This is a genomic window from Bradyrhizobium huanghuaihaiense (genome assembly GCF_025200885.1).
Taxonomy (GTDB): domain Bacteria; phylum Pseudomonadota; class Alphaproteobacteria; order Rhizobiales; family Xanthobacteraceae; genus Bradyrhizobium; species Bradyrhizobium huanghuaihaiense.
Map to the genome: position 1 here is coordinate 9,399,927 of NZ_CP104172.1, position 24,246 is coordinate 9,424,172.

22 protein-coding genes are annotated in these 24,246 nt (G+C 65.5%); 17 read left to right on the forward strand and 5 right to left on the reverse strand.

The window, feature by feature from the left end:
• Window positions 1-37: 37 nt before the first annotated feature.
• Both N2603_RS43815 and N2603_RS43820 read right to left on the reverse strand, forming a co-directional pair.
• On the reverse strand, window positions 38-1,276 hold the full coding sequence (locus N2603_RS43815) for an MFS transporter (RefSeq protein ID WP_260387081.1): 1,239 nt from the start codon (window positions 1,274-1,276) through the stop codon (window positions 38-40).
• A gap of 142 nt (window positions 1,277-1,418) precedes the next feature.
• On the reverse strand, window positions 1,419-2,666 hold the full coding sequence (locus N2603_RS43820; protein WP_260387082.1) for an MFS transporter: 1,248 nt from the start codon (window positions 2,664-2,666) through the stop codon (window positions 1,419-1,421).
• 206 nt (window positions 2,667-2,872) lie between these two features.
• Between N2603_RS43820 and N2603_RS43825 the strand changes: the two genes are divergently transcribed.
• Entirely contained in the window at window positions 2,873-4,942 is a 2,070-nt protein-coding gene (locus N2603_RS43825) for a prolyl oligopeptidase family serine peptidase (RefSeq protein ID WP_260387083.1), read from the forward strand.
• 10 nt (window positions 4,943-4,952) lie between these two features.
• Entirely contained in the window at window positions 4,953-5,660 is a 708-nt protein-coding gene (locus N2603_RS43830; RefSeq protein ID WP_260387084.1) for an alpha/beta fold hydrolase, read from the forward strand.
• Between the two features lie 251 nt (window positions 5,661-5,911).
• Here the strand turns inward: N2603_RS43830 and N2603_RS43835 are convergent, their stop codons facing one another.
• On the reverse strand, window positions 5,912-6,586 hold the full coding sequence (locus N2603_RS43835; protein ID WP_260387085.1) for a DUF938 domain-containing protein: 675 nt from the start codon (window positions 6,584-6,586) through the stop codon (window positions 5,912-5,914).
• A gap of 270 nt (window positions 6,587-6,856) precedes the next feature.
• Between N2603_RS43835 and soxX the strand changes: the two genes are divergently transcribed.
• The 11 genes from soxX to N2603_RS43890 all read left to right on the forward strand — a co-directional run bounded on the left by soxX (window position 6,857) and on the right by N2603_RS43890 (window position 16,414).
• Window positions 6,857-7,210, forward strand: a complete 354-nt coding sequence (soxX, locus tag N2603_RS43840; protein WP_018644437.1) for a sulfur oxidation c-type cytochrome SoxX — start codon at window positions 6,857-6,859, stop codon at window positions 7,208-7,210.
• Window positions 7,211-7,235: 25 nt separating this feature from the next.
• Entirely contained in the window at window positions 7,236-7,727 is a 492-nt protein-coding gene (gene soxY / locus N2603_RS43845) for a thiosulfate oxidation carrier protein SoxY (protein WP_260387086.1), read from the forward strand.
• A gap of 15 nt (window positions 7,728-7,742) precedes the next feature.
• Entirely contained in the window at window positions 7,743-8,054 is a 312-nt protein-coding gene (gene soxZ / locus N2603_RS43850; RefSeq protein WP_260387087.1) for a thiosulfate oxidation carrier complex protein SoxZ, read from the forward strand.
• Window positions 8,054-8,917, forward strand: coding sequence for a sulfur oxidation c-type cytochrome SoxA (gene soxA, locus N2603_RS43855; RefSeq protein WP_260387088.1), 864 nt, complete (start codon window positions 8,054-8,056; stop codon window positions 8,915-8,917). Before soxZ ends, soxA begins: the two co-directional genes overlap by 1 nt.
• Window positions 8,914-9,219 (forward strand): hypothetical protein, encoded by a 306-nt coding sequence (locus N2603_RS43860; RefSeq protein ID WP_260387089.1) that lies wholly within the window; start codon window positions 8,914-8,916, stop codon window positions 9,217-9,219. Before soxA ends, N2603_RS43860 begins: the two co-directional genes overlap by 4 nt.
• Window positions 9,220-9,280: 61 nt before the next feature.
• Window positions 9,281-11,026, forward strand: coding sequence for a thiosulfohydrolase SoxB (gene soxB, locus N2603_RS43865; protein WP_260387090.1), 1,746 nt, complete (start codon window positions 9,281-9,283; stop codon window positions 11,024-11,026).
• 1 nt (window position 11,027) lies between these two features.
• Window positions 11,028-11,486 (forward strand): DsrE family protein, encoded by a 459-nt coding sequence (locus N2603_RS43870; RefSeq protein WP_260387091.1) that lies wholly within the window; start codon window positions 11,028-11,030, stop codon window positions 11,484-11,486.
• 284 nt (window positions 11,487-11,770) lie between these two features.
• Window positions 11,771-12,808, forward strand: a complete 1,038-nt coding sequence (locus tag N2603_RS43875) for an MBL fold metallo-hydrolase (RefSeq protein WP_026312210.1) — start codon at window positions 11,771-11,773, stop codon at window positions 12,806-12,808.
• An 88-nt stretch (window positions 12,809-12,896) separates the two neighbouring features.
• Window positions 12,897-13,067, forward strand: a complete 171-nt coding sequence (locus N2603_RS43880) for a hypothetical protein (protein WP_035666839.1) — start codon at window positions 12,897-12,899, stop codon at window positions 13,065-13,067.
• 256 nt (window positions 13,068-13,323) lie between these two features.
• Window positions 13,324-14,532 carry an MFS transporter gene (locus N2603_RS43885; RefSeq protein ID WP_260387092.1) on the forward strand — a complete coding sequence of 403 codons (1,209 nt, stop codon included), beginning with the start codon at window positions 13,324-13,326 and terminating at the stop codon, window positions 14,530-14,532.
• A 163-nt stretch (window positions 14,533-14,695) separates the two neighbouring features.
• Window positions 14,696-16,414 carry an N-acyl-D-amino-acid deacylase family protein gene (locus N2603_RS43890; protein ID WP_260387093.1) on the forward strand — a complete coding sequence of 573 codons (1,719 nt, stop codon included), beginning with the start codon at window positions 14,696-14,698 and terminating at the stop codon, window positions 16,412-16,414.
• Between the two features lie 201 nt (window positions 16,415-16,615).
• On the opposite strand, the gene N2603_RS43895 is transcribed toward N2603_RS43890, so the two are convergent.
• Window positions 16,616-17,962, reverse strand: a complete 1,347-nt coding sequence (locus tag N2603_RS43895) for an MFS transporter (protein WP_425248968.1) — start codon at window positions 17,960-17,962, stop codon at window positions 16,616-16,618.
• A gap of 147 nt (window positions 17,963-18,109) precedes the next feature.
• Between N2603_RS43895 and N2603_RS43900 the strand changes: the two genes are divergently transcribed.
• The 4 genes from N2603_RS43900 to N2603_RS43915 all read left to right on the forward strand — a co-directional run bounded on the left by N2603_RS43900 (window position 18,110) and on the right by N2603_RS43915 (window position 22,767).
• On the forward strand, window positions 18,110-18,763 hold the full coding sequence (locus N2603_RS43900) for an ABC transporter ATP-binding protein (RefSeq protein WP_260387095.1): 654 nt from the start codon (window positions 18,110-18,112) through the stop codon (window positions 18,761-18,763).
• Window positions 18,760-21,222 (forward strand): FtsX-like permease family protein, encoded by a 2,463-nt coding sequence (locus N2603_RS43905; RefSeq protein WP_260387096.1) that lies wholly within the window; start codon window positions 18,760-18,762, stop codon window positions 21,220-21,222. Before N2603_RS43900 ends, N2603_RS43905 begins: the two co-directional genes overlap by 4 nt.
• Window positions 21,212-22,294 carry a lipocalin-like domain-containing protein gene (locus tag N2603_RS43910; protein WP_260387097.1) on the forward strand — a complete coding sequence of 361 codons (1,083 nt, stop codon included), beginning with the start codon at window positions 21,212-21,214 and terminating at the stop codon, window positions 22,292-22,294. The genes N2603_RS43905 and N2603_RS43910 overlap by 11 nt, the downstream gene beginning before the upstream one ends.
• A gap of 86 nt (window positions 22,295-22,380) precedes the next feature.
• Window positions 22,381-22,767, forward strand: coding sequence for an MAPEG family protein (locus N2603_RS43915; protein WP_260387098.1), 387 nt, complete (start codon window positions 22,381-22,383; stop codon window positions 22,765-22,767).
• Window positions 22,768-22,969: 202 nt separating this feature from the next.
• On the opposite strand, the gene N2603_RS43920 is transcribed toward N2603_RS43915, so the two are convergent.
• On the reverse strand, window positions 22,970-24,163 hold the full coding sequence (locus N2603_RS43920) for an ABC transporter substrate-binding protein (protein ID WP_260387099.1): 1,194 nt from the start codon (window positions 24,161-24,163) through the stop codon (window positions 22,970-22,972).
• Window positions 24,164-24,246: the final 83 nt, after the last annotated feature.

The following is a 24,246-nucleotide window of genomic DNA, read 5'->3' on the forward strand; positions in this document are numbered from 1 at the left end:
AGATGCGTGGGCACGGCGCTTTGCGCCTTTGCCCACCCTACGAGAGCTTCGCTTTGGGCTTCCCCCGCACCATGATCAGCGCGGCCGCCACCACCTCCAGCGCGATGCAGAGATAGAATGGCAGCACGTAGCCACCGGACCAATCGCGCAAGGCCCCGACAACGCCCGGGCCGAACGCATAGGTCACCTGGTTGATCGCGGTGTTGAGGCTGATCAGCACGCCGAACGAAGCACTGTCGAACTCCTGCTGGACGATCAGCGACGGCAGCGTGATGAGATTGCCGACCGAGAAGCCGAACACCGCGCAGGCCGCGATCAGCACATAGTCGTTGTGCAGGTTGATGACGACGAGGAGCGCTGCGGCCTGGCTGAGGAACGAGAGCGCCGATGCGAGGCGCTGGTTGAGGCGGTCGATCACCAGCGAGAACAGCACGCGGCCGACCACCGCCATCGCGGTCAGCACTGCGACGGCAACCGCGGCGCGCTCGCGACCGATCACGGGATCGAGGAACGAGATCAGGTGCACGATGAAGCCGACCTGCGCGAACAGCACCAGGGCGAAGGCAATGGTCACCGTGAGGAAGCCGACGTCGCGCAGCGCCCAGGCGCGGATCTGCGTCGACGATTGCGGCTTCTCCTTCGCCGCCGCCTGCCAGCCGTGAAGATCGGGCGGGCGGCCGACGAGAAGCAGGATCACCGGCACGAGCAGCACCAGCATGGCGCCGGCGGCAGCGTACATCGCGCTGGCGAAGCCGACATGACCGATCAGCGTCACCAGCAGCGGCACACCGACGATGCCGCCGAAGCTGGCGCCGTTGAGCGCGAGGCTGATCGCCATGCCGCGCTTTTGGTCGAACCACAGGCTGATCGTGTTGGTGATCATGGCAAGGCTGGTACCGGCCCAGCCGAAGGCGAGCACGGCGTCGGCGAGATAGAGCTGCCAGGGCTCGCGCACTGCGCCGATCGCGACCGCGGCGGCCGCCATCGCCAGCGTGCCGGCGATCAGGCTGAGCCGCGGACCGTATTTTCGCACGGCTTCGCCGACGAAGACGACCAGCAGCGCGCCGAACAGATAGAAGAACGTCGTGCCGGAGGAGATCAGCGAGGCCGGCCAGCCCCGCGCGCGCTGCAGCTCGGCGACATAGACGCTCTGGCCGTAGAAGCCGAGCCCCCAGCCGAAGGTGGCGAGCAGGAAGCAGACCGCGACGATGCGCCAGCCTTCGTAGCGGAGCGAGGATTCGTCGACGGGAACCGTATGGCGGGGGTTGTCGAGCATTTGCGCTTCTCCTTGAGGTTCCCCCGCAAGCGCCTGGTTTCACGCTCGCCTGTCGATGACGAGCATCATGTAACAACGCGACTTCCGAAAATCACTTCGACGGCGATCGAAGCATCGACACTGCTGACAGCCTCCCGCCAATCTAGACCGCGTCGGGGAACTCACCCATCGCCGCCTCGAGCCGCGCCTTGCGGCGCTTCGCCCAGGAGACCAGCGAGAGCACGGCAAGGCCGAGCATAACAGGCGGGAACACCACCATGTTCACCGCGGACCAGCCGTAATTGGCGAGCAATTGCCCGGAGGAGAACGAGCCGATGGCCATCATGCCGAACACCAGGAAATCGTTGAAGGCCTGGACCTTGTTGCGCTCCTGCGGGCGGTGCGTCTCCAGTACCAGCGCGGAGGCGCCGATGAAGGAGAAATTCCAGCCGACACCGAGCACAATCAGCGTGGCCCAGAAATGCATCGCCGTGATGCCGGAGAGGCCGATGGTGGCGGCGCCCGCTTCCAGCAGGAGGCCGGCGGCGACGATCTTCGGCGCGCCGAAGCGGGCGATCAACGCGCCGGTGAAGAAGCTCGGACCGTACATCGCGACGATGTGCCACTGAATGCCGAAATTGGAATCGGAAAGGCTGAGGCCGCACATCTTCATGGCGAGCGGCGCCGAGGTCATCACCAGATTCATCATGGGATAGGCGATCACGCCGCACAGCGCCGCCGCGATGAAGCGCGGCTGGCTGACGATGGTGAGCAGCGGCCGGCCGCCATGCAGATCGGCGGGAGCGGGCCTCGGCATATCGACGCCGGCGACGATGCCCATCGCGACCAAGGCTACGGCGGCCTGCACCAGGAAGCTGAAGGCGAACAGATAAGGCTGCCAGACGTCCATGGTCCATTGCACGAGCTGCGGACCGAGCACGCCGGCGAACACGCCGCCGGCCATGACCCAGGACACCGCCTTGGGGCGATACGCCGCGCTGGCGCCATCGGCGGCCGCGAAGCGATAGGACTGTGCAACGGCGCCGTAGAGGCCGCCGAGGAAGGTCGCCAGACAAAACAGCGCGAACGAGCCGCGCAGGATCGCGAACGAGCCGAGCAAGCCGGTGAACGTACCGAGACCCGTGCCGGTGATGAAGGCGGCGCGGCGGCCGAAGCGGCGCGAGATCGCGCCGGTCGGCAGCGTGCCGGCGGCAAGCCCCACCACATACATCGAGATCGGCACGGTGGCGAACGACATGTCGGGCGCAAGCGTGGCGCCGACGATCGCGCCGGTGGCGAAAATGACCGCCGAGTTGGCGCCGGTCAGCGCCTGCGCGGCGGCAAGGCGCACCACATTGGCACGCACGCGGGCATCGGCGGCGATCTCATTGGCTGCAGTTACGTCCAGCATCGGCACTTCCGCCCCAAGGGCATTTGAGGCTTTCGAGGGCCTTGTTGATTCCCGGCACTATGGAGGGGCGCGGAAGGACGGGCAACCGACGCAAACGGGCGCGGGCCATGCCTCTGACGCAATCAGTTGGATGATAGCGACGCGCGCCCTTGACGGCTTGCGCTCGATCAAATCCTATCCGCCGCGAATTTTACGGAGTTTCGTTCATGTCCGTCGACGACAGGCCCACGCTCAGCGCTCCCGACGACGATCCCTGGCTGTGGCTGGAGGAGATCGAAGGCAGGCAGGCGCTCGATTTCGTCGAGCGGCAGAACGAGCTGACGCTTCAAGCGTTCGGCGGCGCGGCCTTCGCGCGCGATCGCGATACCCTCGCGGCGATCTATGATCGTCCCGACAACATTCCCTATGTCAGCCGCCGCGGCACCGACCTGCACAATCTCTGGAAGGACGCCGGCAATCCGCGCGGCCTGTGGCGGCGAACGACGCTGGCGGAATTTCGCAAAGCCGCACCAGTGTGGGAGACCATGCTGGATATCGACCAGCTCGCGGCAAAGGAAGGCGAGGACTGGCTGCTGAGCGGGATCGCCACGATGCCCGGCAGCTCGCGCGCCATCCTGAGCCTGTCGCGTGGCGGCAGCGACGCCGTCACCCTGCGGGAGTTCGACCTCGCCACCAGGAGCTTCGTTGCGGACGGCTTTAGGCTGCCGGAGGCCAAGGGCGGCGTCGACTGGCTCGATGCCGACACGCTGCTGCTGTCGAGCGCCCATGGCAATGACATGGCGACGAGCTCGGGATATGCGCGAACGGTTCGCCTGTGGCGGCGCGGCCAGAAGGTCGAACAGGCCGAGGTGATCGCGGAGACCACGGACGATCACATGGTGATCTACGGCGGCGTCGATGACACGGGACCTGCGCCGCGCACCTGGATCATCGACCAGATCGACTTCTTCAATCACGCCATCTGGCTGCGCGATGCCGCCGGCACGATGACGAAGCTCGACCTGCCGACCGGCGTCTGGATGCAGGCGCATGGCGACTGGTTCGCGATCAAGCTGCGCAAGGACTGGACGGCCGGAGGCCGCGCCTATGCCACCGACACCGTGCTCGGCATCTCGCTCTCCGCGTTCCTCGCCGGCAGCCGCGATTTTGTCGTCCTGTTCGAGCCTGCGCCGCGGCGCGCCTTGCAAGGCCTGTTCTGGGCCGCAGGAAAGCTGGTGCTGTCGATTCTCGACGAACTCAAACCGCAATTCGAGATCTGGACGCCATCCGCTACGGGCTGGAGCCGCGAGACGCTTCCCGGCCTGCCGCAGATCGGCGTCGTCGACGTCTGGGCGCTCGATCGGCATCCGTCCGAAAGCAACGGCGATCTGCTCGCCAATGTGCAGGACCCGCTGACGCCGCCGTCGCTGCTGCTGATCGCGCGCGGCGTCGCAAGCCCGACCGTGCTGAAGCAGGCGCCGAAGACGTTCACCGCCGACGGCCTCGTCGTGACGCAGCACGAGGCGATCTCTGTTGACGGCGAGCGCATTCCCTATGTGCTGACCGGCCCCGCAAAAGAGACCGGCGATGCGCCGGTCTTCATGAGCGCCTATGGCGGCTTCGCCGTCGCCGTGAAGCCGTACTACAACGCCTCGCTCGGCAAGCTGTGGCTGGAGCGCGGCGGCACCACGGTGCAGGCGAATCTGCGCGGCGGCGGCGAGTTCGGCACGCGCTGGCACGATGCCGGGCGCCTCGCCGGCAAGAAGCTGTCGCATGACGATTTCGCGGCCGTCGCCGCCGACCTCGTCCGCCGCGGCGTGACGAGCGCGAAGCGCATCGCCGCGCAAGGCGGATCGAACGGCGGCATTCTCATCACCAACATGCTGGTGCGCTACCCCGAGCGCTTCGGCGCATTGTTCTGCACCATCCCGCTGATCGACATGCGCCGCTACACAAAGCTGCTCGCCGGCGCGAGCTGGATCGCGGAATATGGCGATCCCGACAAGCCGGAGGAGTGGGAGTGGCTGAAGACCTACTCCGCCTATCACAACGTCAACGCCGGCCAGGCCTATCCGCCGATCCTGATCGCGACGACGCGGCGCGACGACCGCGTCCACCCCGGCCATGCGCGCAAGATGGCGGCCAAGCTCCAGGCGATGGGCCATGAGGCCTGGTTCTACGAGCCGGCCGCAGGCGGCCATGGCTACGGCAAGGACAACAGGGAGCGCGCCGGTTTCGAGGTGCTCGGCTTCCGGTTCTTGAAAGAGAAGATCGGCTGGAAGGACGGCGAAGGCTGAGGGGACGAACATGCCATTCATTGCGTCTGGTCGCGCCAGGCTCGCGACCGAAATCGTGGGCGACGGCACCGCAATTGTCTTTCTTCATGCCAATGTGTGCGACCGGCGCATGTGGCGCGCCCAACTGGATGCGATCGGCGCCACCCACAAGGCGATCGCCTATGACCGGCGCGGGTTCGGCGAAACGTGTGCCGAGCCGGAAAACTTTTCCGCCCTGTCGGACCTGATGGCGGTGCTGGAGGCGACCGCAGACGGCAAGCCCGCAATTCTCGTCGGCTGCTCCCTCGGCGGCCGCATCGCACTCGATGCCGCCATCCGTCACAAGTCGCGCGTTCGTGCGCTCGTCCTGATCGCCCCCAATGTCGCCGGCGCGCCGGATCCGACCTACACGCCCGACATCGCAAGTCTGATGGCGCAATCGAAAGAGGCGGAGGCATCCGGCGATCTCGATCGGTTGAACGCGTTGAAGGCGCGCCTCCTGCTGGATGGAGCGCTGGCGAACGAAGGCCGCGTCACAGGTCCCGCGCGCGATCTGTTCCTCGACATGAACGGCATCGCGCTTCGCTCGCCGCCGTTCGGAACGGATGTCGACATTCGGCCCTTCTTCGACCGGCTCGGCGATGTCGCCGTGCCGACACTCGTAACGTGGGGCGACCTCGACTTCCCCTACGTTCAGGACCGCTGTCGCCGCGGTCGTGCCGGGCGCGGAAGGGCGTGAAATGCCCGGCGTAGCGCATCTGCCGAGCCTGGAGCGCCCGGCAGAGACGACAGCTCTCATTTCCGAATTCGTCGCACGGCATGCGGGATGAGTTACCTCTCCCGCTTGCGGGAGAGGTCGACGCGCCCGGGCGATGCGCAGCATCGTCCCGCGCGGCGGGTGAGGGCTTTCTCCTCTTGGGGGTTCTCGCTTGCGGAAGCACCCTCTCCCCAACCCCCCCCCGCAAGCGGGGGAGGGAGCGCGCCGCCTCCTCAGCTTCGCGCAAACACCAGCGTCAGATTGTTCGCGGGCATCTCGATCGTGTCGACGAGGCGAAGGCCTGCCGCCTTCGCCAGCTTCTCGACGTCGCCGATGTCGCGCACGCCCCAGTCGGGATTGCCTTCGCGCAACGAGGTGTCGAACACGGCGTTGCTGAGCGCGGTGTGCTTGCCGTCGCGCTTGAACGGGCCATAGAGGAACAGCTTGCCGTCGGCGCGCAGGTATCGTCCGGCGCCGGCGAACAGGCCTTCGGCCACGGTCCACGGCGCGATGTGGATGACATTGGCGCAGAACACGGCGGCAAGGCTGCTCGGCCCCTGTCCGCTCTTCATCTCCGGGCACCAGTCGGGATCGGTAAGGTCGATCCGCAACGGCGAGCGGATGTTCTGCAGGCCCGAATGGACGCGCCAGGCCTCGATGCTCTTCACATGCCGCTGGTTGAGATCGCTGGGCCACCAGATCAGGCCGGGCGTATGCCGGGCAAAATGGACCACGTGCTGGCCGGTTCCGCTGCCGACCTCGACCACATTGCCGGTCAGCCCAGCCAGATGCTTCTCCAGCGCCGCCCAGATCGGCTCGTGATTGCGATGAAAGGCCGGCGCATCGAGCCGGCCGTCGGGCTCGACCCGTCCGCCGTCCCTGCCAAATTCGACGACATATTCAGCCAAGTGAGGTCCCCTTGAAAAAACGAGAACGCGATGAAAACAGGATGAGCGCCCAAACGCCTCGAAACAGCCGGCCCGCACCCACGATCTTAACGCCTGGGGACTCCTGGGGCCAAATCGACCGAACAAATAATCTCTTCAGTTGCAATGCGGAAGATATTAACTCCATTTAGCCGCGTGCATAGTCCTGATTGTCAGGGGCGGCCCTTTGTGCTTTGGAACGCTCCTATTTCCGCGATCGAGATCATCGCCATAACGCCTCGGAATGACGCCTTGACCGCTCTTGTCCGGACGCCCGTCCTGTTCATCCTGCTGGCCATCGCCGCCGGCCTCGCCAGCCCGGCGCGGGCGCAATCCGCCGTGACTGAGGGCCAAAAGCTCGCCTTCGACCGCGGCAAGGGCAATTGCCTGACCTGCCACGTCATCAAGGGCGGCGACCTGCCGGGAACGATCGGCCCCGAGCTGAAGGACATCAAATCAAAATACCCTGATCGCAACGAGCTGGTGGCGATCATCTTCGACGAGACCAAGCGCAATCCCCAGACCATGATGCCGCCGTTCGGCCGGAACCGGATTTTGACCGAACAGGAGATCAGCGCGATCGTTGATTTCCTGCAGACCCTGTAACGGCCGGCGGCCCAGGAGACCCGAGATGACCACGACCACCGGCCCTCATCCGACGCGGCGCCTGATCCTTCAGGGCGCGGCCTCCGTCGCGCTGCTCGGCCTCGGCAATCTGCCGTTCACAGCCGCACCCGCGCACGCCGCAGCCAACGACAAATATCCGGACGAGGCGTTCAAGCTGAAGAACGAGGCGGACGCGATCAAGGCGCTCTACGGCAAGACCGCCGAGCCCTCGGACAAGGTCAAGCTCGACGCTCCCGAGATTGCCGAGAATGGCGGCGTGGTGCCGATCTCGGTGACGACGACGCTCGACAAGGTGACCTCGATCTCGTTCTTCGTCGCCGAGAACCCGTTCGCGCTGGCCGCTTCCTACAAAATTCCTGATGGCACGCTGCCTGGTGTTGCCAACCGGCTGAAGATGGCCAAGACCACCAACGTGACCGCGATCGTGGAAGCCGACGGCAAGCTCTACAGTGCGACCAAGGAAGTGAAGGTCACCGTCGGCGGGTGCGGCGGTTAAGCGAGGCAGTTCGACATGGCATCCAGCATTCGCGTGCGCGCAACATCCAACGGCGACATCACCGAGGTGCAGGCGCTGATCCAGCACCCCATGGACACCGGCCTCGTCAAGGATTCCAAGGGCGAGGTGATCCCTGCGCATTTCATCCAGCAGCTGAAGTTCGAATGTAACGGCAAGGACGTGTTCGTCGCCGATTGGGGCACCGCGGTCTCCAAGGACCCCTATGTCAAGTTCAGCTTCAAGGGCGCGAAGAAGGGCGACGAGCTCAAGATCTCCTGGACCGACAACAAGGGCGGCTCGGACACGATCTCCGCGAAGATCGCGTGATGAAGCCCCGCATCCCCCTCCTGCTTGGCCCGCTCAGCGCCGCGCTGGTCGCGTTCGTGCTGACTTCTGCAGGCGTGGTTGCGGCCGACAAGGTCGACCCTGTCGCCGACGCAAAAGCGTTTCAGAATTTCTTCTTCCAGAAGTTTCCGAACGTGAAGCACGAGGATTTCGTCAACGGTCCTTATTCCATGAACGAGGACATGAAGCGGCAGTGGCAGGAGAAGGAGGAATTCCCACCTTACGAGTTCGCGCTCGATGCCGGCAAGGAGATGTTCTCGACCCCGTTCAAGAACGGCAAGTCCTATGCCGACTGTTTCCCGAACGGCGGCATCGGCATCCGCCAGAACTATCCCTATTTTGACGAGAAGGAAGGCAAGGTCGTCACGCTGGAGCTCGCGCTCAACCGCTGCCGCGAGGCCAATGGCGAAGCACCCTACTCCTACGTCAAGGACGAGATGGCCTCACTGACCGCCTACATGGCCTACACCTCGCGCGGCAAGCTGATGGACATCAAGATCCCCGATGATCCCCGTGCGCTCGCGGCGTTCGAGAACGGCAAGCGCTATTTCTACACACGCCGCGGCCAGATGAATTTCTCCTGCGCGAGCTGCCATGTGCAGAGCCCGGGCGAGCGCATCCGCGCCGAGATCCTGGCGCCGGCGCTCGGCATCTTGAACGCGATGCCGATCTACCGCTCCGAATGGAGCGGCATGGGCACGACCAGCCGCCGCTTCGTCACCTGCAACAGCCAGACCCGCGCGGTTCCGCTGGAGCCGCAGGCGGATGAATATCGCGACGTCGAATATTTCCTGTCCTACGTCGCCAACGGCCTGCCGATTTCGGGACCGGGAGCGCGGCCATGAAGCTGTCACTTCCTCTCGCCATGCTGGTCGCCCTGAGCCTTGCGCCATCCGCGCGCGCGGCAAACGAGGCGGACTACAAGGCGGCCTATGCCGCCGCCGAGGCCGCCTCCAAGGAGGCAGCCGGCATGCGCAACCAGTGGACCGTGACCGTATCTGCGCTGGCAGCCGCCAAGAAGGCGGCCGACGGCGGCGATTTCGACCGCGCGCTGGCCGCAGCCAAGGAAGCCGAAGCGCTGGCGAAGGCGTCGATCTTCCAGGCGACGTCCGAAAAAGAAGCCTGGAAGGCGATGGAAATCCGCTAGACTGGGCCTATTGGAACTGTCGGACCGTCGTTGAAGGGGCGCGGAGAATTCGAGATTCGAGATGGCCATCCGCCGCCGCGATTTCCTGAAGGGGGCAGGTCTTGCCGCCGCATCGCTCAGCCTGCCCCGGCTTGCGCGCGGCACTGAGACCGCAAGCATTTACGAGCTCGAACGGTTCGGCAATGCGCGGATCCTGCACATCACCGACGCGCATGCGCAGCTCAACCCGGTCTATTTCCGCGAACCCAGCGTCAATATCGGCATCGGTGAGATGGCGGGACGGCCGCCGCATCTGGTCGGACGCGCCTTCCTGGAACGGTTCGGCATCAGGCCCGACAGCGCCGATGCCTATGCCTTCACCTGCTTCGAGTTCGAGAAGTCCGCGGGCCGCTTCGGCAAGCTCGGCGGCTTTGCCCATCTGAAGACCCTGGTCGACCGCCTGCGCGGCGATGTCGGCGAGAAGGATTCGCTGCTCGTCGACGGCGGCGACCTCTGGCAGGGCACCGGGCTCGCCAACGTCATGCAGGGCCGCGACATGGTGGAGGTCGCCAATCTGCTCGGCATCGAGGCGATGACCGGGCATTGGGAATTCACCTATGGCGAGCAGGTGCTGCGCGACAATCTCGAGCGCTTCAAGGGCGAATTTCTGGCGCAGAACGTGTTCCTGACCGAGGAAGCCGCGTTCAACGACGCCCGCGCCTTCGACCCCGCGACCGGGCGCGTGTTCAAGCCCTCTTTCATCAAGGAGCTCGGCGGTCATCGCGTCGCGATCGTCGGCCAGGCCTTCCCTTACGTCCCGATCGCGCATCCCAAGCGCTTCACGCCGGACTGGACCTTCGGCATCCGCGAGGAGGAGCTGCAGAAGCATGTCGATGCCTTGCGCGGCACCGACAAGGTCGATGCCGTCATCCTGCTGTCGCACAACGGCATGGACGTCGACCTCAAGCTCGCCAGCCGCGTCAGCGGCATCGACGTCATCCTCGGCGGACACACCCATGATGCCGTGCCGCAGCCGATCGCCGTGAAGAACGCGGGCGGCACCACGCTGGTCACCAATGCCGGCTCCAACGGAAAATTTTTGGGCGTGCTCGATCTCGCGCTCGACAAGGGCAAGGTCAGCGACGTCAGGTATCGCCTGTTGCCGGTCTATTCGGAGCTCCTGAAGCCCGATCCAGCGATGGCCGAGCTGATCGGACGGGTTCGCGCGCCGCATGTCTCCGACTGGTCGGAGAAGATCGCGACGCCCGACCGCCTGCTCTATCGCCGCGGCAATTTCACCGGCCCCATGGACGAGGTGATCTGCACCGCGCTGCGCACCGAGCTCGATGCCGAGATCGCGCTGTCGCCGGGCTTCCGCTGGGGCGTCACCGCGCTGTCGGGCCAGGCGCTGACCATGGAGGATCTGCTCGCGGAAACCGCGATCACCTATCCCGAGACCTACGTGCAGGAGATGACCGGCGCAGAGATCAAGACCGTGCTGGAAGATGTCTGCGACAATCTCTTCAACGCCGATCCCTATTACCAGCAGGGCGGCGACATGGTGCGCGCCGGCGGGCTCAGCTACACCTGCACGCCGACGGATGCGATCGGCAGCCGCATCTCGGAGCTGAGGCTCGATGGCGGCAAGGCGATCAGCGCCAGCCACCGCTACAAGGTGGCAGGCTGGGCCTCGGTCAACGGCCGGCAGGGCGCACCGGTGTGGGACGTCGTCGGCAAATATCTGCGCTCGGGCCGGATGCTTCAGGAGCGGCTCGGCACCGGCATCGCGCTGAAAGGTGTCGACGGCAACCCGGGCATTGCGGGATAGAATGATGCGGTTGCAGGCGCTTCGCGCGATGCTGCTGGCGCTGCTGGGCTGGGCCGCGATGCTGCCGGCGTCGGCGCAGCAGGTGCCGCCCCAGGACAAGCCGTTCGCCGAGCACAAGATCGTGCTCCAGCTCTCCGACGGCGATGCGAAAAAGCAGGCGCTGGTGCTGAGCGTCGCCAACAATCTGCTGAAGGCCTACGATCCCGACAAGGTCGCGATCGAGGTGGTGGCGTTCGGCCCCGGCATCGATTTGCTGCTCGCTGGCAGCGAGCGCCGCAAGCAGGTCGAAAGCCTGATCGCCCAGGGCGTGCGCTTCGACATCTGCCTCAACACGGTGGACACGCTCGAGCGCGAGACCGGCAAGCGGCCGGAGTTCATCCCGGGCGCGACGCCGGTGCAGGTGGGGGTCGGGCAGATCCTGTTCCTGGCGGAGAACGGGTACACGGTGGTGCGGCCGTAGTCTTGGCTACACCCTCCGCTGTCGTCCCGGCGAAGGCCGGGACCCATACTCCCAGGCAGGAGTTTGGCGAAGATCCGTCGTTCGGTACTCTCACCGCCCCTCCCGAAGGATAACGCGGTATGGGTCCCGGCCTGCGCCGGGACGACACTGAGTGTGTGGCGCCTGTCCTCGCTTCGCGGGGAATAAAAATCTTCCAAATATTACCATTCACACAGTGAATTGCTTCTCTTTCCGACCCATGCCGTAGTAGAATCTTGGACATCAGTTCCAAGCCGGGTCCTGCCATGATCTTCCGCCAGCTCTTCGACAGCGTTTCGGGCACCTACAGCTACGTCCTCGCCAGCCGCCCCGGCGGCGAGGCGCTGATCCTTGATCCCGTGCTGGAGAAGGTCGATCGCTATTGCCAGCTGCTGCGCGAGCTCGACCTCAAGCTGGTCAAGGCAGTCGACACGCATCTGCATGCCGACCACGTCACCGGACTCGGCGAGTTGCGCGACCGCACTCATTGCATGACCGTGATGGGCGACCAGACCAAGGCCGACGTAGTGGCGATGCGGGTCGCGGACGGCGACAAGGTGACGATCGAGGGCCTGTCGCTCGACGTGATGTACACGCCGGGCCACACCGACGATTCCTATTCCTATTTGATGGGCGACCGCGTCTTCACTGGCGACACGCTACTGATCCGCGGCACCGGCCGCACCGATTTCCAGAACGGCTCGTCGCGCGCGCAGTACGAGTCGATCTTCAATCGCCTGCTCAAGCTACCCGACGAGACGATGGTGTTTCCGGCGCATGACTACAAGGGCGACACCGTCTCCACCATCGGCGAGGAGAAGCGCTACAACCCGCGGCTCCAGGTGCGCTCGGTCGACGAATATATCGAGCTGATGGCGAACCTGAAGCTGCCCAACCCGAAGATGATGGACGTGGCCGTGCCCGCCAACATGCGGGTCGGCCTGCATCAGGAGGAACTGGAGAAGGAGGGCCGCGCGCTCAGCGCGGTCGAGGCGATCCGCTCGCTCCACCGGCCCGACATCCTGCTGGTGGATCTGCGCGAGACCAATGAGCGGATGAAGCACGGCATGCTCGAAGGCGCGCTGCACACGCCCTATCCCTCGGTCGAGGAGAGCCTCAAGCCCGGCGGCATGCTGCGCGAGGTCGCGGCCGCCACGGGGCGCCGCGTGGTGTTCTTCTGCGCCTTCGGCGAACGCTCGGCGATGGCGGTCGCGGCTGCCAAGGACGCTGGCCTGCTCAACACCGCCCATATCGCCGGCGGCATCGATGCCTGGAAGAAGGCGGGCGGGCCGATCGTGCACTGACGGTCTCGTCGCGTCCCTTGAGATAAGTCAGGAACCGCACATATTGTGCAGGTAGATTCGGATGCAGCATCACCATCCGGGACCAGCCATGGCCAAGACTGCCAACAAGACCGCCAAGCCGGGCGAGCCGCCCAAATCAGCGGACGACAAGGCGAAGAAGCCACCGCCGCCGCGCGCCATCGACGACGACGATTACGAGGACGGCGACATCGCAACGCCGAAGCGTGATCGATATGGGGCGGATGACGAGCCGTTGTGAGGGGCTCGGCTCTGGCACGCTCTCAACCGTCGTCCTGGCGAAAGCCAGGACCCATACCGCGTGATCTCTCGATCTTGATCGGTCGCAGTACCGGACGACGTTCCTCCGCCAAACGGCTCCCTGGGGTAATGGGTCCTGGCTTTCACCAGGACGACGGGAGCCCCGCCCGCGCTACCTGCCATGCGCCTGCGTTCATGGACAAATAACCGCCCTCCCCGATAGTTTGCCCGTCCATCGGGAGTGAAACGGAACTGCAATGGTCGACGTTCTCGCCGCACCGCAACAAGGCAAGGCGGACAATGCGCTGCGCACGCTGACGGGGATCTCGATCGCGCATTGGGTCAGCCATTTCCATCTGCTGGTCCTGCCGATGCTGTTCCCGTTCCTGAAGGAGAAGCTCGGCGTCGGCTATATCGAGCTCGGCTTGTCGCTGACCGTGTTCGCGGTGGTGTCCGGCCTGACGCAGGCGCCGACCGGCTATCTCGTCGACCATTTTGGCGCGCGCAAGATCCTGCTGGCCGGGCTGACGCTCGGCGGCTTTGCGCTGATCCTGCTCGGCCTGCATCTGAGTTACGCCTCGCTGATCGCCTGCGCCGTGCTGCTCGGGCTCGCCAACAGCGTCTATCACCCCGCCGATTACGCCATCCTGGCCGAGCACATGGACGAGGCGCGGATGGGCCGCGCCTTCTCGGTTCACACCTTTGCGGGTTTTCTCGGCGGCGCGGTGGCACCGGCGATCGTCGCAGCGCTCGTCACGATATCAGGCGGCACCGGTGCTTTGATCGCGTCGGGGGCGATCGCCGTGCTGGTGGCGTTGCTGCTGATCGCCATGAACATTCCCGATGCCGGCGCGCACAAGAAGAAGCCCGGCGCGGACAACGCGCCGAAGCAGGCCGTCGTCACGCCGGCGCTGATGATGCTGACCGTGCTGTTCATGCTGCTCAGCCTGTCGGTCGCCGGCATCAACAATTTCGGCGTGGTCGCGCTGATGAGCGGTTATGGCGCCTCCTACTCCTCGGCCAACGTCATGCTGACCGCGTTCCTCGGCTGCAGCGCCGCGGGCGTGCTCGCCGGCGGCTTCCTCGCCGACCACACCGAGCGCCACGGCTATGTCGCCGCCGCCTGTTTTGCCGTGAACGCAGCACTCGTGCTGCTGATCGCGCTGGTCGCGCTGCCCGGCTGGGCCCTGACCGCCGCGATGGCGACGGCAGGCTTCCTCTCCGGCGTGATCGCGCCGTCGCGGGACATGCTGGTGCGCAATGCCGCGCCTGCCGGCGCTGCGGGCCGCGCCTTCGGCATCGTCTCCACCGGCTTCAATCTCGGCGGCATCGTCTCACCGCTGCTGTTCGGCTGGATCATGGACCAGAGCGCGCCGCATTGGGTGTTCGGCGCGTCGGTGATCTTCATGCTGGCGACGGTGGTGCTTTCTCCGTTCACGGAGCGGCGGGCGCAAGCCAAGGCGTAGTTAGAAATTCAGGTGTCGTCCCGGCGAAGGCCGGGACCCATACTCACCAAGGCAGTTGTGCGCGAGCTGGTCATTGCCAGTCTTCGCCAAACTCAATCCTGTGGCTATGGGTCCCGGCCTTCGCCGGGACGACAAAACAAACAACAAAACGGGAAGAAACACCATGAGCACCCCTGATCTCGTGATCCGCGGCGGCACTGTTGCGGACGGCGGCGGCGGCGAGCTGTTCGAGGCTGATGTCGCCATCACCGGCGGCAGGATCAGCGAGGTCGGCAAGGTCTCTGCGAAGGGACAAGAAGAGATCGACGCGCGCGGAAAACTGGTGACGCCGGGCTTCGTGGACGTGCACACCCATTACGACGGGCAGGTCACCTGGAGTCAGGACATCACGCCGTCCTCGCAGAACGGCGTCACCACCGCGATCATGGGCAATTGCGGCGTCGGCTTCGCGCCGTGCAAGCCGGCCGACCACACCCGGCTGATCCAGCTCATGGAAGGCGTCGAGGACATTCCCGAGCCGGTCTTGAGCGCCGGCATTCCCTGGGCCTGGGAGAGCTTTCCCGATTACATGGACTGGCTCTCCAGGCGCGATTTCGACATCGATGTCGGCGCGCAGCTGCCGCATGCGGCGCTGCGGGTCTATGTCATGGGCGAGCGCGGCGCGCGCCGCGATCCCTCGACGGCGGAAGACAACGCGGCGATGGCCAGGCTCGCGGGCGAGGCGGTGCGCTCCGGCGCGCTCGGCTTCTCGACCTCGCGCACACTCAACCACCGCACCTCGACCGGCGATTTCACGCCGACCCTGAAGGCCGGCGAGGACGAGCTCACCGCGATTGCCGGCGCCATGCACCGGCAGGGCCGCAGCGTGCTGCAATTCGTGCTCGACCTCTCCACCATTCACGAAGATTTGCCGATGATGCTGCGGGTTGCGGACTCAACGAAGTGTCCAATCTCGTTCTCGATCACGCAGAACGACAAATCGCCAAATCGCTGGCGCCAGACGCTGGACGAGATCAATGCGGCGGCCAAGCGCGGCCTCTCCATTACTGCGCAGATTGCGGCGCGCCCTGTGGGCCTGCTGCTCGGGCTCGAACTGTCGCGCAATCCGTTCCAGACCCATCCGAGCTACAAGGCGATCGCGCATCTGCCGCTTGGGGAGAGGCTGGCGCGGCTGCATCAGAGTGAGGTGCGCAAGGCGATCCTCAGTGAGACGGCGACCGCGACCGACGATCCGCTGTTCTTCCGGCCCAACTACGACAAGATGTTTTTGCTCGGCGATCCCCCCGATTACGAGCAGCCGCCGGAGAACGCGCTGGGACCGCAGGCGCGCAAGCAGGGAAGGCAGCCGGAAGAGCTCGCTTACGACGCGATGCTCTCGGACGAGGGCCGCGGCATGCTCTACGTGCCCTTCCTCAACTATTCCGACGGCAATCTCGATGCGACGCGCGAAATGCTGATCGATCCGCAATCGGTACCGGGCCTGTCCGACGGCGGCGCGCATTGCGGCATCATCTGCGATGCGAGCTTCCCGACCTATCTGCTGACGCACTGGACGCGCGACCGCACGCGCGGCGAGAAGCTGTCGATCCCGTTCGTAGTCGCCGCGCAGTCGCGCAAGACGGCCTTGTCGGTCGGCCTCACCGATCGCGGGCTGATCGCGCCGGGCTACAAGGCCGACGTCAACTTGATCGACTACGATCGGCTGCACCTGCATCCGCCGAAGGTGCATTACGACCTGCCGGTCGGCGGTCGCAGGCTGTTGCAGGATGTCGACGGCTATGAGGCGACGATCGTGTCGGGCGTCGTGACGCGGCGGCATGGCGAGGCGACGGGGCGGCGGCCGGGGAAGTTGATTCGGGGGGCGCAGGGGGTGGCGAGCTAGGGCTGTGGGATACATGTGAGGCGCGAAAGCCGCGCCTCACTTTCAGTGTCGTCCCGGCGAAGGCCGGGACCCATAACCACAGGGAGTGGTTTGGGGCGAAGCTCGTAACTCCGAGTCTTCGCAAAACGATTGCTGCGGCGTATGGGTCCCGGCCTTCGCCGGGACGACGATTGTGTTTGTGGCAGGCTTCTTAAGCGCCCCTTACGTCGGCGACACCGCGCCTTTCAACGGCGCTCCTTGCGCTGCCGCACCACGGGTCAACCTCGCCTTTTCCGTGTTCGGCCAGAGCAGCAGCAGGCCGATGACGCCGGAGCCGACCATCACCACCGCGTTGATGGTGAAGCCGGTCAGGTAGCCGTCGAGCATGCTGCCGGAGCGCTGGATCACGGTGCCCATCACACTGGGCGCGATGATGCCCGAGAGCGTGTAGAGCGCGCCGTAGATGGCGATCACCGCGCCGCGCTGCGAGGCCGGGGTGAACTCGCCGAGCATCGGCGGGCAGACGACATAGATCGCGCCGCACAGGCCGGAGCCGACGACGAGCGATGCGATCTGCAGGCCGGCGCCCTCGACATGCCCCATCGTGGCGAGGATCAGGCCGCCGATGATCAGCGGCACGGAGCCGAGCACGCCGCGCGAGATACGCGTGGTGTAGCCGCGCGCCATCATCACCTGCGAGATCCATCCGGTGAGGATGACGATGGTGGCACCGAACACCCAGGGCAGGATCGAGATGAAGCCGGCCTGGCTCTGCGAGAAGCCGAGCCCCTTGACGATGAAGGGCGTGAACCAGGTGAGGCCGAGCGACAGCGCCCAATAGGCGCCGAACGTCGCGATCACGCAGCCGAGGAAGGTGCGCGAGGTCAGGAGCTGCACATAGGGAATCTTCGGCTCGGTGACGGCGAGAACCTGCGTGTCCTCCAGCGGGCCTTCCTTGCCGAGCGCGAGCCATGCCGCGACCCAGATCAGGCCGACGACGCCGAGCGCGCCGAAGGCGTAGTGCCAGGAGTGGTTGACGATGACCCAGTTCAGCGCCGGCACCGCCAGGATGACGCCGAAGGCCGAGCCTTGCGACAGGATCGCGGTCGGCAGCGTGCGCTTCTCGTCGGGGAACCATTTGTAGATCGCATGCGCGGCAACCGAGAAGGCCGGACCTTCGCCGGCGCCCAGCACGATGCGGCAGATCAGGAGCGTGGTGAAGGAGACGGTGCCGACCATCGGGAACTGCGCCAGCGCCCAGATCACCGCCAGCGTCAACAGCACCCAGCGCGTCGGCACCTTGTTGACGATGAAGCCGACCACGATGGCCGAGATCGAGAACAGGAAGAAGAACGACGACCCGAGCAGGCCGAATTGCTCGGCGCTGAGCTTCATGTCGGTCATGATCGGCACGCCGGCGAGACCGACGACGATCTTGTCCGCGAAGTTCACCACCATGAAGAGAAAGAGGAGAAATGTAACGGTCCAGGCGCCCTTTGGCGTTGGCTTTGCCAAACCCTTGGAGTCCCCTGCCGTCCTGCCCATTTCGGGCGTTCCCTGAGCGCTCATCATTCTCCCCGTATGTCTTTATTGTCGGCACTTTTTGATTTGGCCGTCTTGGGAGCTAACAACGGCTTGAAAGCCAACGCAACCCCGGCAATTCCACGACAGGTGTGCTACGCAGCATTGAGTTAAATTCCGTACGGCGCATTGATCTTGCTGAGCATCCGAAACCTCTCAAAGACCTTCTCCTCGGCCGGCGAGCCGGTCCACGTGCTGCGCGGCGTCGACCTCGACCTCAGGGCCGGCGAACGCGTCGCGCTGACCGGGGAATCCGGCAGCGGCAAGAGCACGCTGCTGCACCTGATTGCGGGGCTGGACGCCGCCGATGGCGGCTCGATCCGGCTGGAGGACGTCGAGGTCACCAAGCTGTCGGACGCGGGGCGCGCAGAGCTCCGGCGCGACCGGATCGGCCTGGTTTTCCAGCAGTTCAACCTGATCCCGAGCCTGTCGGTCGCCGACAATCTGGCCTTCCAGGCGCGGATCGCCGGCCGGCACGACGCGGCCTGGAGCAAGGAGCTGGCCGAGCGGCTCGGGCTCGGCGGCCTGCTCAAGCGTTATCCCGAGCAATTGTCAGGCGGCCAGCAGCAGCGCGTCGCGATCGGCCGGGCGCTGGCGACGAAGCCGTCGCTGCTGCTCGCGGACGAGCCGACCGGCAATCTCGATGAGGACACCGCCGAGGACGTGCTGGCGCTGACGCGCGACCTCGTCACGCGCACCGGCTGCGGCTTCCTGATGGTGACGCACAGCCTGCATCTGGCCGCAACGCTCGACCGGCACCTCACCTTGCACGCGGGACGAATCGCATGAGGCGCGCGCTCTGGGTGCTCGCGGTGCTCCTGAGCCATTGGCGGCGCCACGGGATGCAGTTCGCGACGCTGCTGATCGGGCTGATCGCGGCGACCGCGCTGTGGAGCGGCGTGCAGGCCATCAACCAGCAGGCCCGCAACGCCTATGACCGCGCCGCGGCGACCTTCGGCGGCGTGCGCACGGCGATGCTGGTGGCGCCCAACGCAGCGACGTTCCCGCAGGAGCTGTTCGTAAAACTCCGCCGCGCCGGCTGGCCGGTGTCACCGGTACTGGAGGGACGCGTCCAGGTGGGCGGACGTTCGGTGCGGCTGCTCGGCATCGAGCCCGTGACGCTGCCGGTCGATGTCGGCAATGCGCCGCGCCTTGGTGCCTCGGATTTGCGCAGCTTTGTTGCGCCTCCCGGCCAGACATTGGTGGCGAAGGAGACGCTGAGCGATTTGCAGGAAACGGAAGGCGCGACACCTCCAATCAGCAGCGGCGCAAAACTGCCGCCGCTGCGCGTGCTGCCGCAGCTGGTGCCCGACGTGCTGGTGGTCGATATCGGCGTGGCACAGCGACTGCTGAACAAGCCGGATCAGGTCTCGCGGCTCTTGATCGGCAAGCCGAAGGGCAGGCCGTTGCCGCTCGCGAGCGTCGTCGGCGAGCAATTGCAGCGGGTCGAGCCGAATGCAGAGACGGAGCTGGAGCGTCTCACCGACAGTTTCCATCTCAACCTCACCGCTTTCGGCCTGCTCTCGTTCTTCGTCGGCCTCTTCATCGTCAATTCGGCCGTGGGCCTTGCCTTCGAGCAGCGGCTGCCGATGCTGCGCACATTGCGGGCCTGCGGCGCCTCGGCAAGGCTGGTCAACACCGTGCTGGTGATCGAGCTGGTGGCGCTGGCGCTGGTCGCAGGCCTGATCGGGCTCGTCTGCGGCTATTTCATCGCGGCCGCATTGTTGCCCGATGTCGCGGCCTCGCTGCGCGGGCTCTATGGCGCGCAGATCCCGGGACAGCTCAGCTTGCACGGCGAATGGTGGCTCGCCGGCATCGGCATCAGCGTTGCCGGCGCGCTGGTTGCGGCGGCGACCAGCCTGATCAAGGCGATCAGGATGCCAGTGCTGGCGACGGCGCAACCGCGTGCCTGGCAGCAGCGGCAGCGCCGCTGGCTGATCCTGCAAAGCGGTGCCGCCTGCGCCGTGTTCGCGGTCGCGCTGCTGCTGCTTCATTACGGCGTGTCGCTGATTGCGGGCTTTGGCGTGCTGGCAGCGCTGATGCTTGGCGCTGCGCTGATCCTGCCGGCGTTCCTCGACATCATCCTGCTCCTGGGCCAGCGCAGCGCGCGCGGGCCGATCGCGCTGTGGTTCTGGGCGGACAGCCGGCAGCAGCTCTCGGGGCTGTCGCTTGCGCTGATGGCACTGCTACTGGCGCTCGCCGTCAATGTCGGGGTGTCCACCATGGTGGAAACCTTCAGCCGCACCTTCATCGGCTGGCTCAACGGGCGGCTCGCGGCCGACGTCTACATCAGCGCCTCCGATAACGCGCAAGGCGTCGCGATCCGAAACTGGCTGAAGGAGCGCAGCGACGTGCAGGCGATCCTGTCGGGCGGGCGCGCCGAGACTCAAGTTCAGGGCCAGCCGGTGGAGCTGCTCGGCCTGCCCGATCACGCGCTCTATCGCGAGCGCTGGCCTCTGCTGGAGACCGCGCCGCGCGCATGGACGCAACTCGTACCGGGCAATGCCGCCTTCATCAGCGAGCAGCTGAGCCGCCGCCTCAACGTCCGCGTCGGCGACGTGATCGAGGTGCCGGCACCGGGCGGGACCTGGGAGCTCGACATCGTCGGCATCTATGCCGATTACGGCAATCCAAAGGGCCAGCTCGCCGTCAATGTCGCGGCGCTGATTCGGCATTTTCCGCAGACGCCGCAGACACGGATCGGCCTGATCGTCGCGCACGACAAGATCCCCGGCCTGATCGCGGCGTTGCAGAAGCAGTTTGCGCTCGACGACCGCAGCGTCGCCGACCAGGCGACGGTGAAGGCGGAATCGATCCGCATCTTCAACCGCACCTTTGCGGTGACCTCGGCCCTCAATGCGTTCACGCTCGGCGTCGCCGGCATCGCGCTGCTGACCAGCCTGCTGACGCTGGCGAATTCCCGGCTGCCGCAGCTTGCCCCGCTGTGGGCGATCGGCTTGACGCGGCCGCGCCTCGCCGCGATCGAATTGACCAAGACGCTGTCGGTCGCGCTGTTCACGGCGCTGCTGGCCGTGCCGCTCGGACTGTTGGTGGCGTGGTGCCTGATTGCGATCGTGAACGTGAAAGCGTTCGGCTGGCGGCTGCCGTTCCACGTGTTTCCGCTGCAGCTGGTGGAGCTGGTCGCGGTCGCGCTGCTGGCCTCCCTGCTTGCCGCGCTGCTGCCGATGCTACGGTTGGCGCGGATGCAGCCGGCGAACCTCGTCAAGGTGTTTGCCAATGAGCGCTGACAAAATCTCGCGGCGCGCCTTTGCCGGTGGCATCGCCGCACTCGCTGTTGCACACCGTGCGAGGGCGCAAGGATATGCCGGGCTCGGCGTGACCGCCGATGGATTCGCGAAGGTTACGCCGGGAAAGACGTTCGACTTCCCTGGGGATCACGGCCCGCATCCGGAGTTTCGCATTGAGTGGTGGTATCTCACGGCGAACCTCGTCGACAGCAGCGGCGCGGCCTGCGGCCTGCAATGGACGCTGTTTCGCCAGGCGGCCCAGCCGGGGCCGCAGGGCGAGGGCTGGGCCAATCAGCAGATCTGGATGGCGCATGCGGCGGTGACGCGCGCCGGCACGCATCGCTTCAGCGAAGTGTTTTCGCGCGGCGGCATTGGGCAGGCCGGCGTCACGGCAAAGCCGTTTGCGGCCTGGATCGACGATTGGGAGATGAAGGGATCTGAGCGGACTGACGATCGCACGCTGGCACCGCTGACGCTGAAAGCTTCCGGCACCGACTTCAGCTACGCGCTGACGCTGGAGGCCGATCGTCCGGTGGTGCTCCAGGGCGATCGCGGCTACAGCCGCAAGTCGGAGCGCGGACAAGCGTCGTACTATTACAGCCAGCCGTTCTACCGCGCGCGCGGCACGCTCAGCATCGATGACAAGCCGGTCGATGTCACAGGCCAGGCCTGGATGGACCGCGAATGGAGCAGCCAACCGCTCGACGCCGACCAGACCGGCTGGGACTGGCTGTCGCTGCATCTTGCATCCGGCGACAAGCTGATGCTGTACCGGCTGCGGCAGAAGGATGGCAAAGATTATCCGTTCGGCAACTGGATCAGCGCCACGGGTGAGACGCAGATGATTGCGGGTGGCGATATCCAGATGATGCCTAAGGCAACAGCGGAGGTTGCGGGGCGCAAGCTGCCGGTGGAGTGGCAGATCGCGATCCCCTCGCGCTCGTTCTCGATCCTGTGCAAGCCGCTCAATCCGAACGCCTGGATGGGGACTGGCTTCTCCTATTGGGAAGGGCCGATCAGCTTTGCCGGCACGCATGACGGCGTTGGCTATCTCGAGCTGACCGGGTATTGAGGCGCGGTCTGGATTCCAGTTTTGACGCGTTTTCTTTACGCGAACCGGTATCCACTTCGCTCGAAAACGCTCTGGGGAAATTCGCGATGTATCACCTCACCGCCCTCGTCACGCTGCTGGCGATCGCGTTTTATTTCTTCGTCACCATCAACGTCTCGCGCGCGCGGTCGAGGACGGGGATCAAGGTGCCGGCGACATCGGGGCATCCGGATTTCGAGCGCGCCTTCCGCATCCAGGCGAATACGCTGGAATGGATGCCGATTGTCCTGCCGGCGCTCTGGCTGTTCGCGATCTATATCAGCGATGTCATTGCAGCGGCGATCGGCGCGGTGTGGATCATCGGCCGCATGGTCTATTTCATCGGGTATTCGCAGGCCGCCGCAAAACGCGGCCCGGGCTTTGCGATCCAGGCGCTGGCCGCGATTGCGCTGTGGGCGGGGGCGCTGGGCGCGGTGGTGTTGCGGTTGGTGTGAGGCAACGATGTCACCACACATTCCGCCGTCGTCCCGGCGAAGGCCGGGACCCATAGCCACAGGATTTAATTTGGCGAAGGCTCTGAGTTGCCAGCTCGCGCCACAACTTCTCCCTGGGGTTATGGGTCCCGGCCCCCGCGCGCAATTGCGCGCTAGGCCGGGACGACATTGGAGTTTGTGGCGCTAGCTTTGGCCCACCGACCTACTTCGTCAGCGGGCAGCCGCTTTCCTTGGCGGTGAAGAAGGCCTTGTCGCCGGGGACGGTGGCGAGCAGCTTGTAATAGTCCCAGGGCTTCTTCGACTCCGAGGGCTTCTTGACTTCGAACAGATACATGTCGTGGACCATGCGGCCGTTCTCGAGCACCTTGCCGCCCTGCGCGAAGTCATCGTTGACCGGGAGTTCCTTCAGCTTCTTGGCGACGGCCTCCGGATCCTTGGTGCCGGCGGCCTTGACCGCCTTCAGGTAGCTCAGCGTCGCCGAATAGGTGCCGGCGTGGATCATGCTCGGCATCCGGCCGGTGCGCTTGAGGAAGCGTTCGCCGAGATTGCGGGTCTTGTCGTTGAGATCCCAGTAATAGCCCTCGGTCAGCACCAGGCCTTGCGCGGCCTGCAGGCCGAGGCCGTTCACCTCGGCGAGCGTCATCAAGAGGCCGGCGAGTTTCTGGCCGCTGGCGACGATGCCGAATTCGGACGCCTGCTTGATCGAATTGGTGGTGTCGAGGCCCGCATTGGCGAGGCCGACGATCTTCGCCTTCGAGCTCTGCGCCTGCAGCAGGAAGGAGGAGAAGTCCGACGAGTTGAGCGGCACGCGCACCGAGCCGACCACCTTGCCGCCATTGGCGGCGACGATCTCGCTGGTGTCCTTCTCCAGCGCGTAGCCGAAGGCGTAGTCGGCGGTGAGGAAGAACCAGGTGTCGCCGCCGGCCTTGGTCAGCGCGCCGCCGGTGCCGACGCCGAGCGCGCGGGTGTCGTAGGCCCAGTGGAAGCCGTAGGGCTGGCACGCGTCACCGGTGAGGCGCGAGGTTGCCGCGCCGACGACGATGTCGACCTTCTTCTTTTCCTTGGAGAGCTCGTGGATCGCGAGCGCGACCGATGAGGTCGTCAGCTCCGTGATCATGTCGACGTTCTCGACGTCGTACCAGCGCCGCGCGATCGAGCTTGCGAGGTCAGGCTTGTTCTGGTGGTCCGCGGTGACGAGCTCGATCTTGTGGCCGAGCACCTCGCCGCCAAAATCCTCGATCGCCATCTTGGCCGCTTCGACCGACCATTTGCCGCCGTAATCGGCATAGACGCCGGACTGGTCGTTGAGGATGCCGATCTTGACGCCTTGCGCAGAGGCCGGCGCTGCCAGCAGCAGGGCCGAGGTTGCGACGGCGGCCAAAAGGGGTGATTTCATTCTGTTAGCTCCCAGCAGTGTTCTGTTTTGAAATCGCGCGGATATTAGGGAAGAACCCCGCGCGTGCCCACCCATTGCATGTT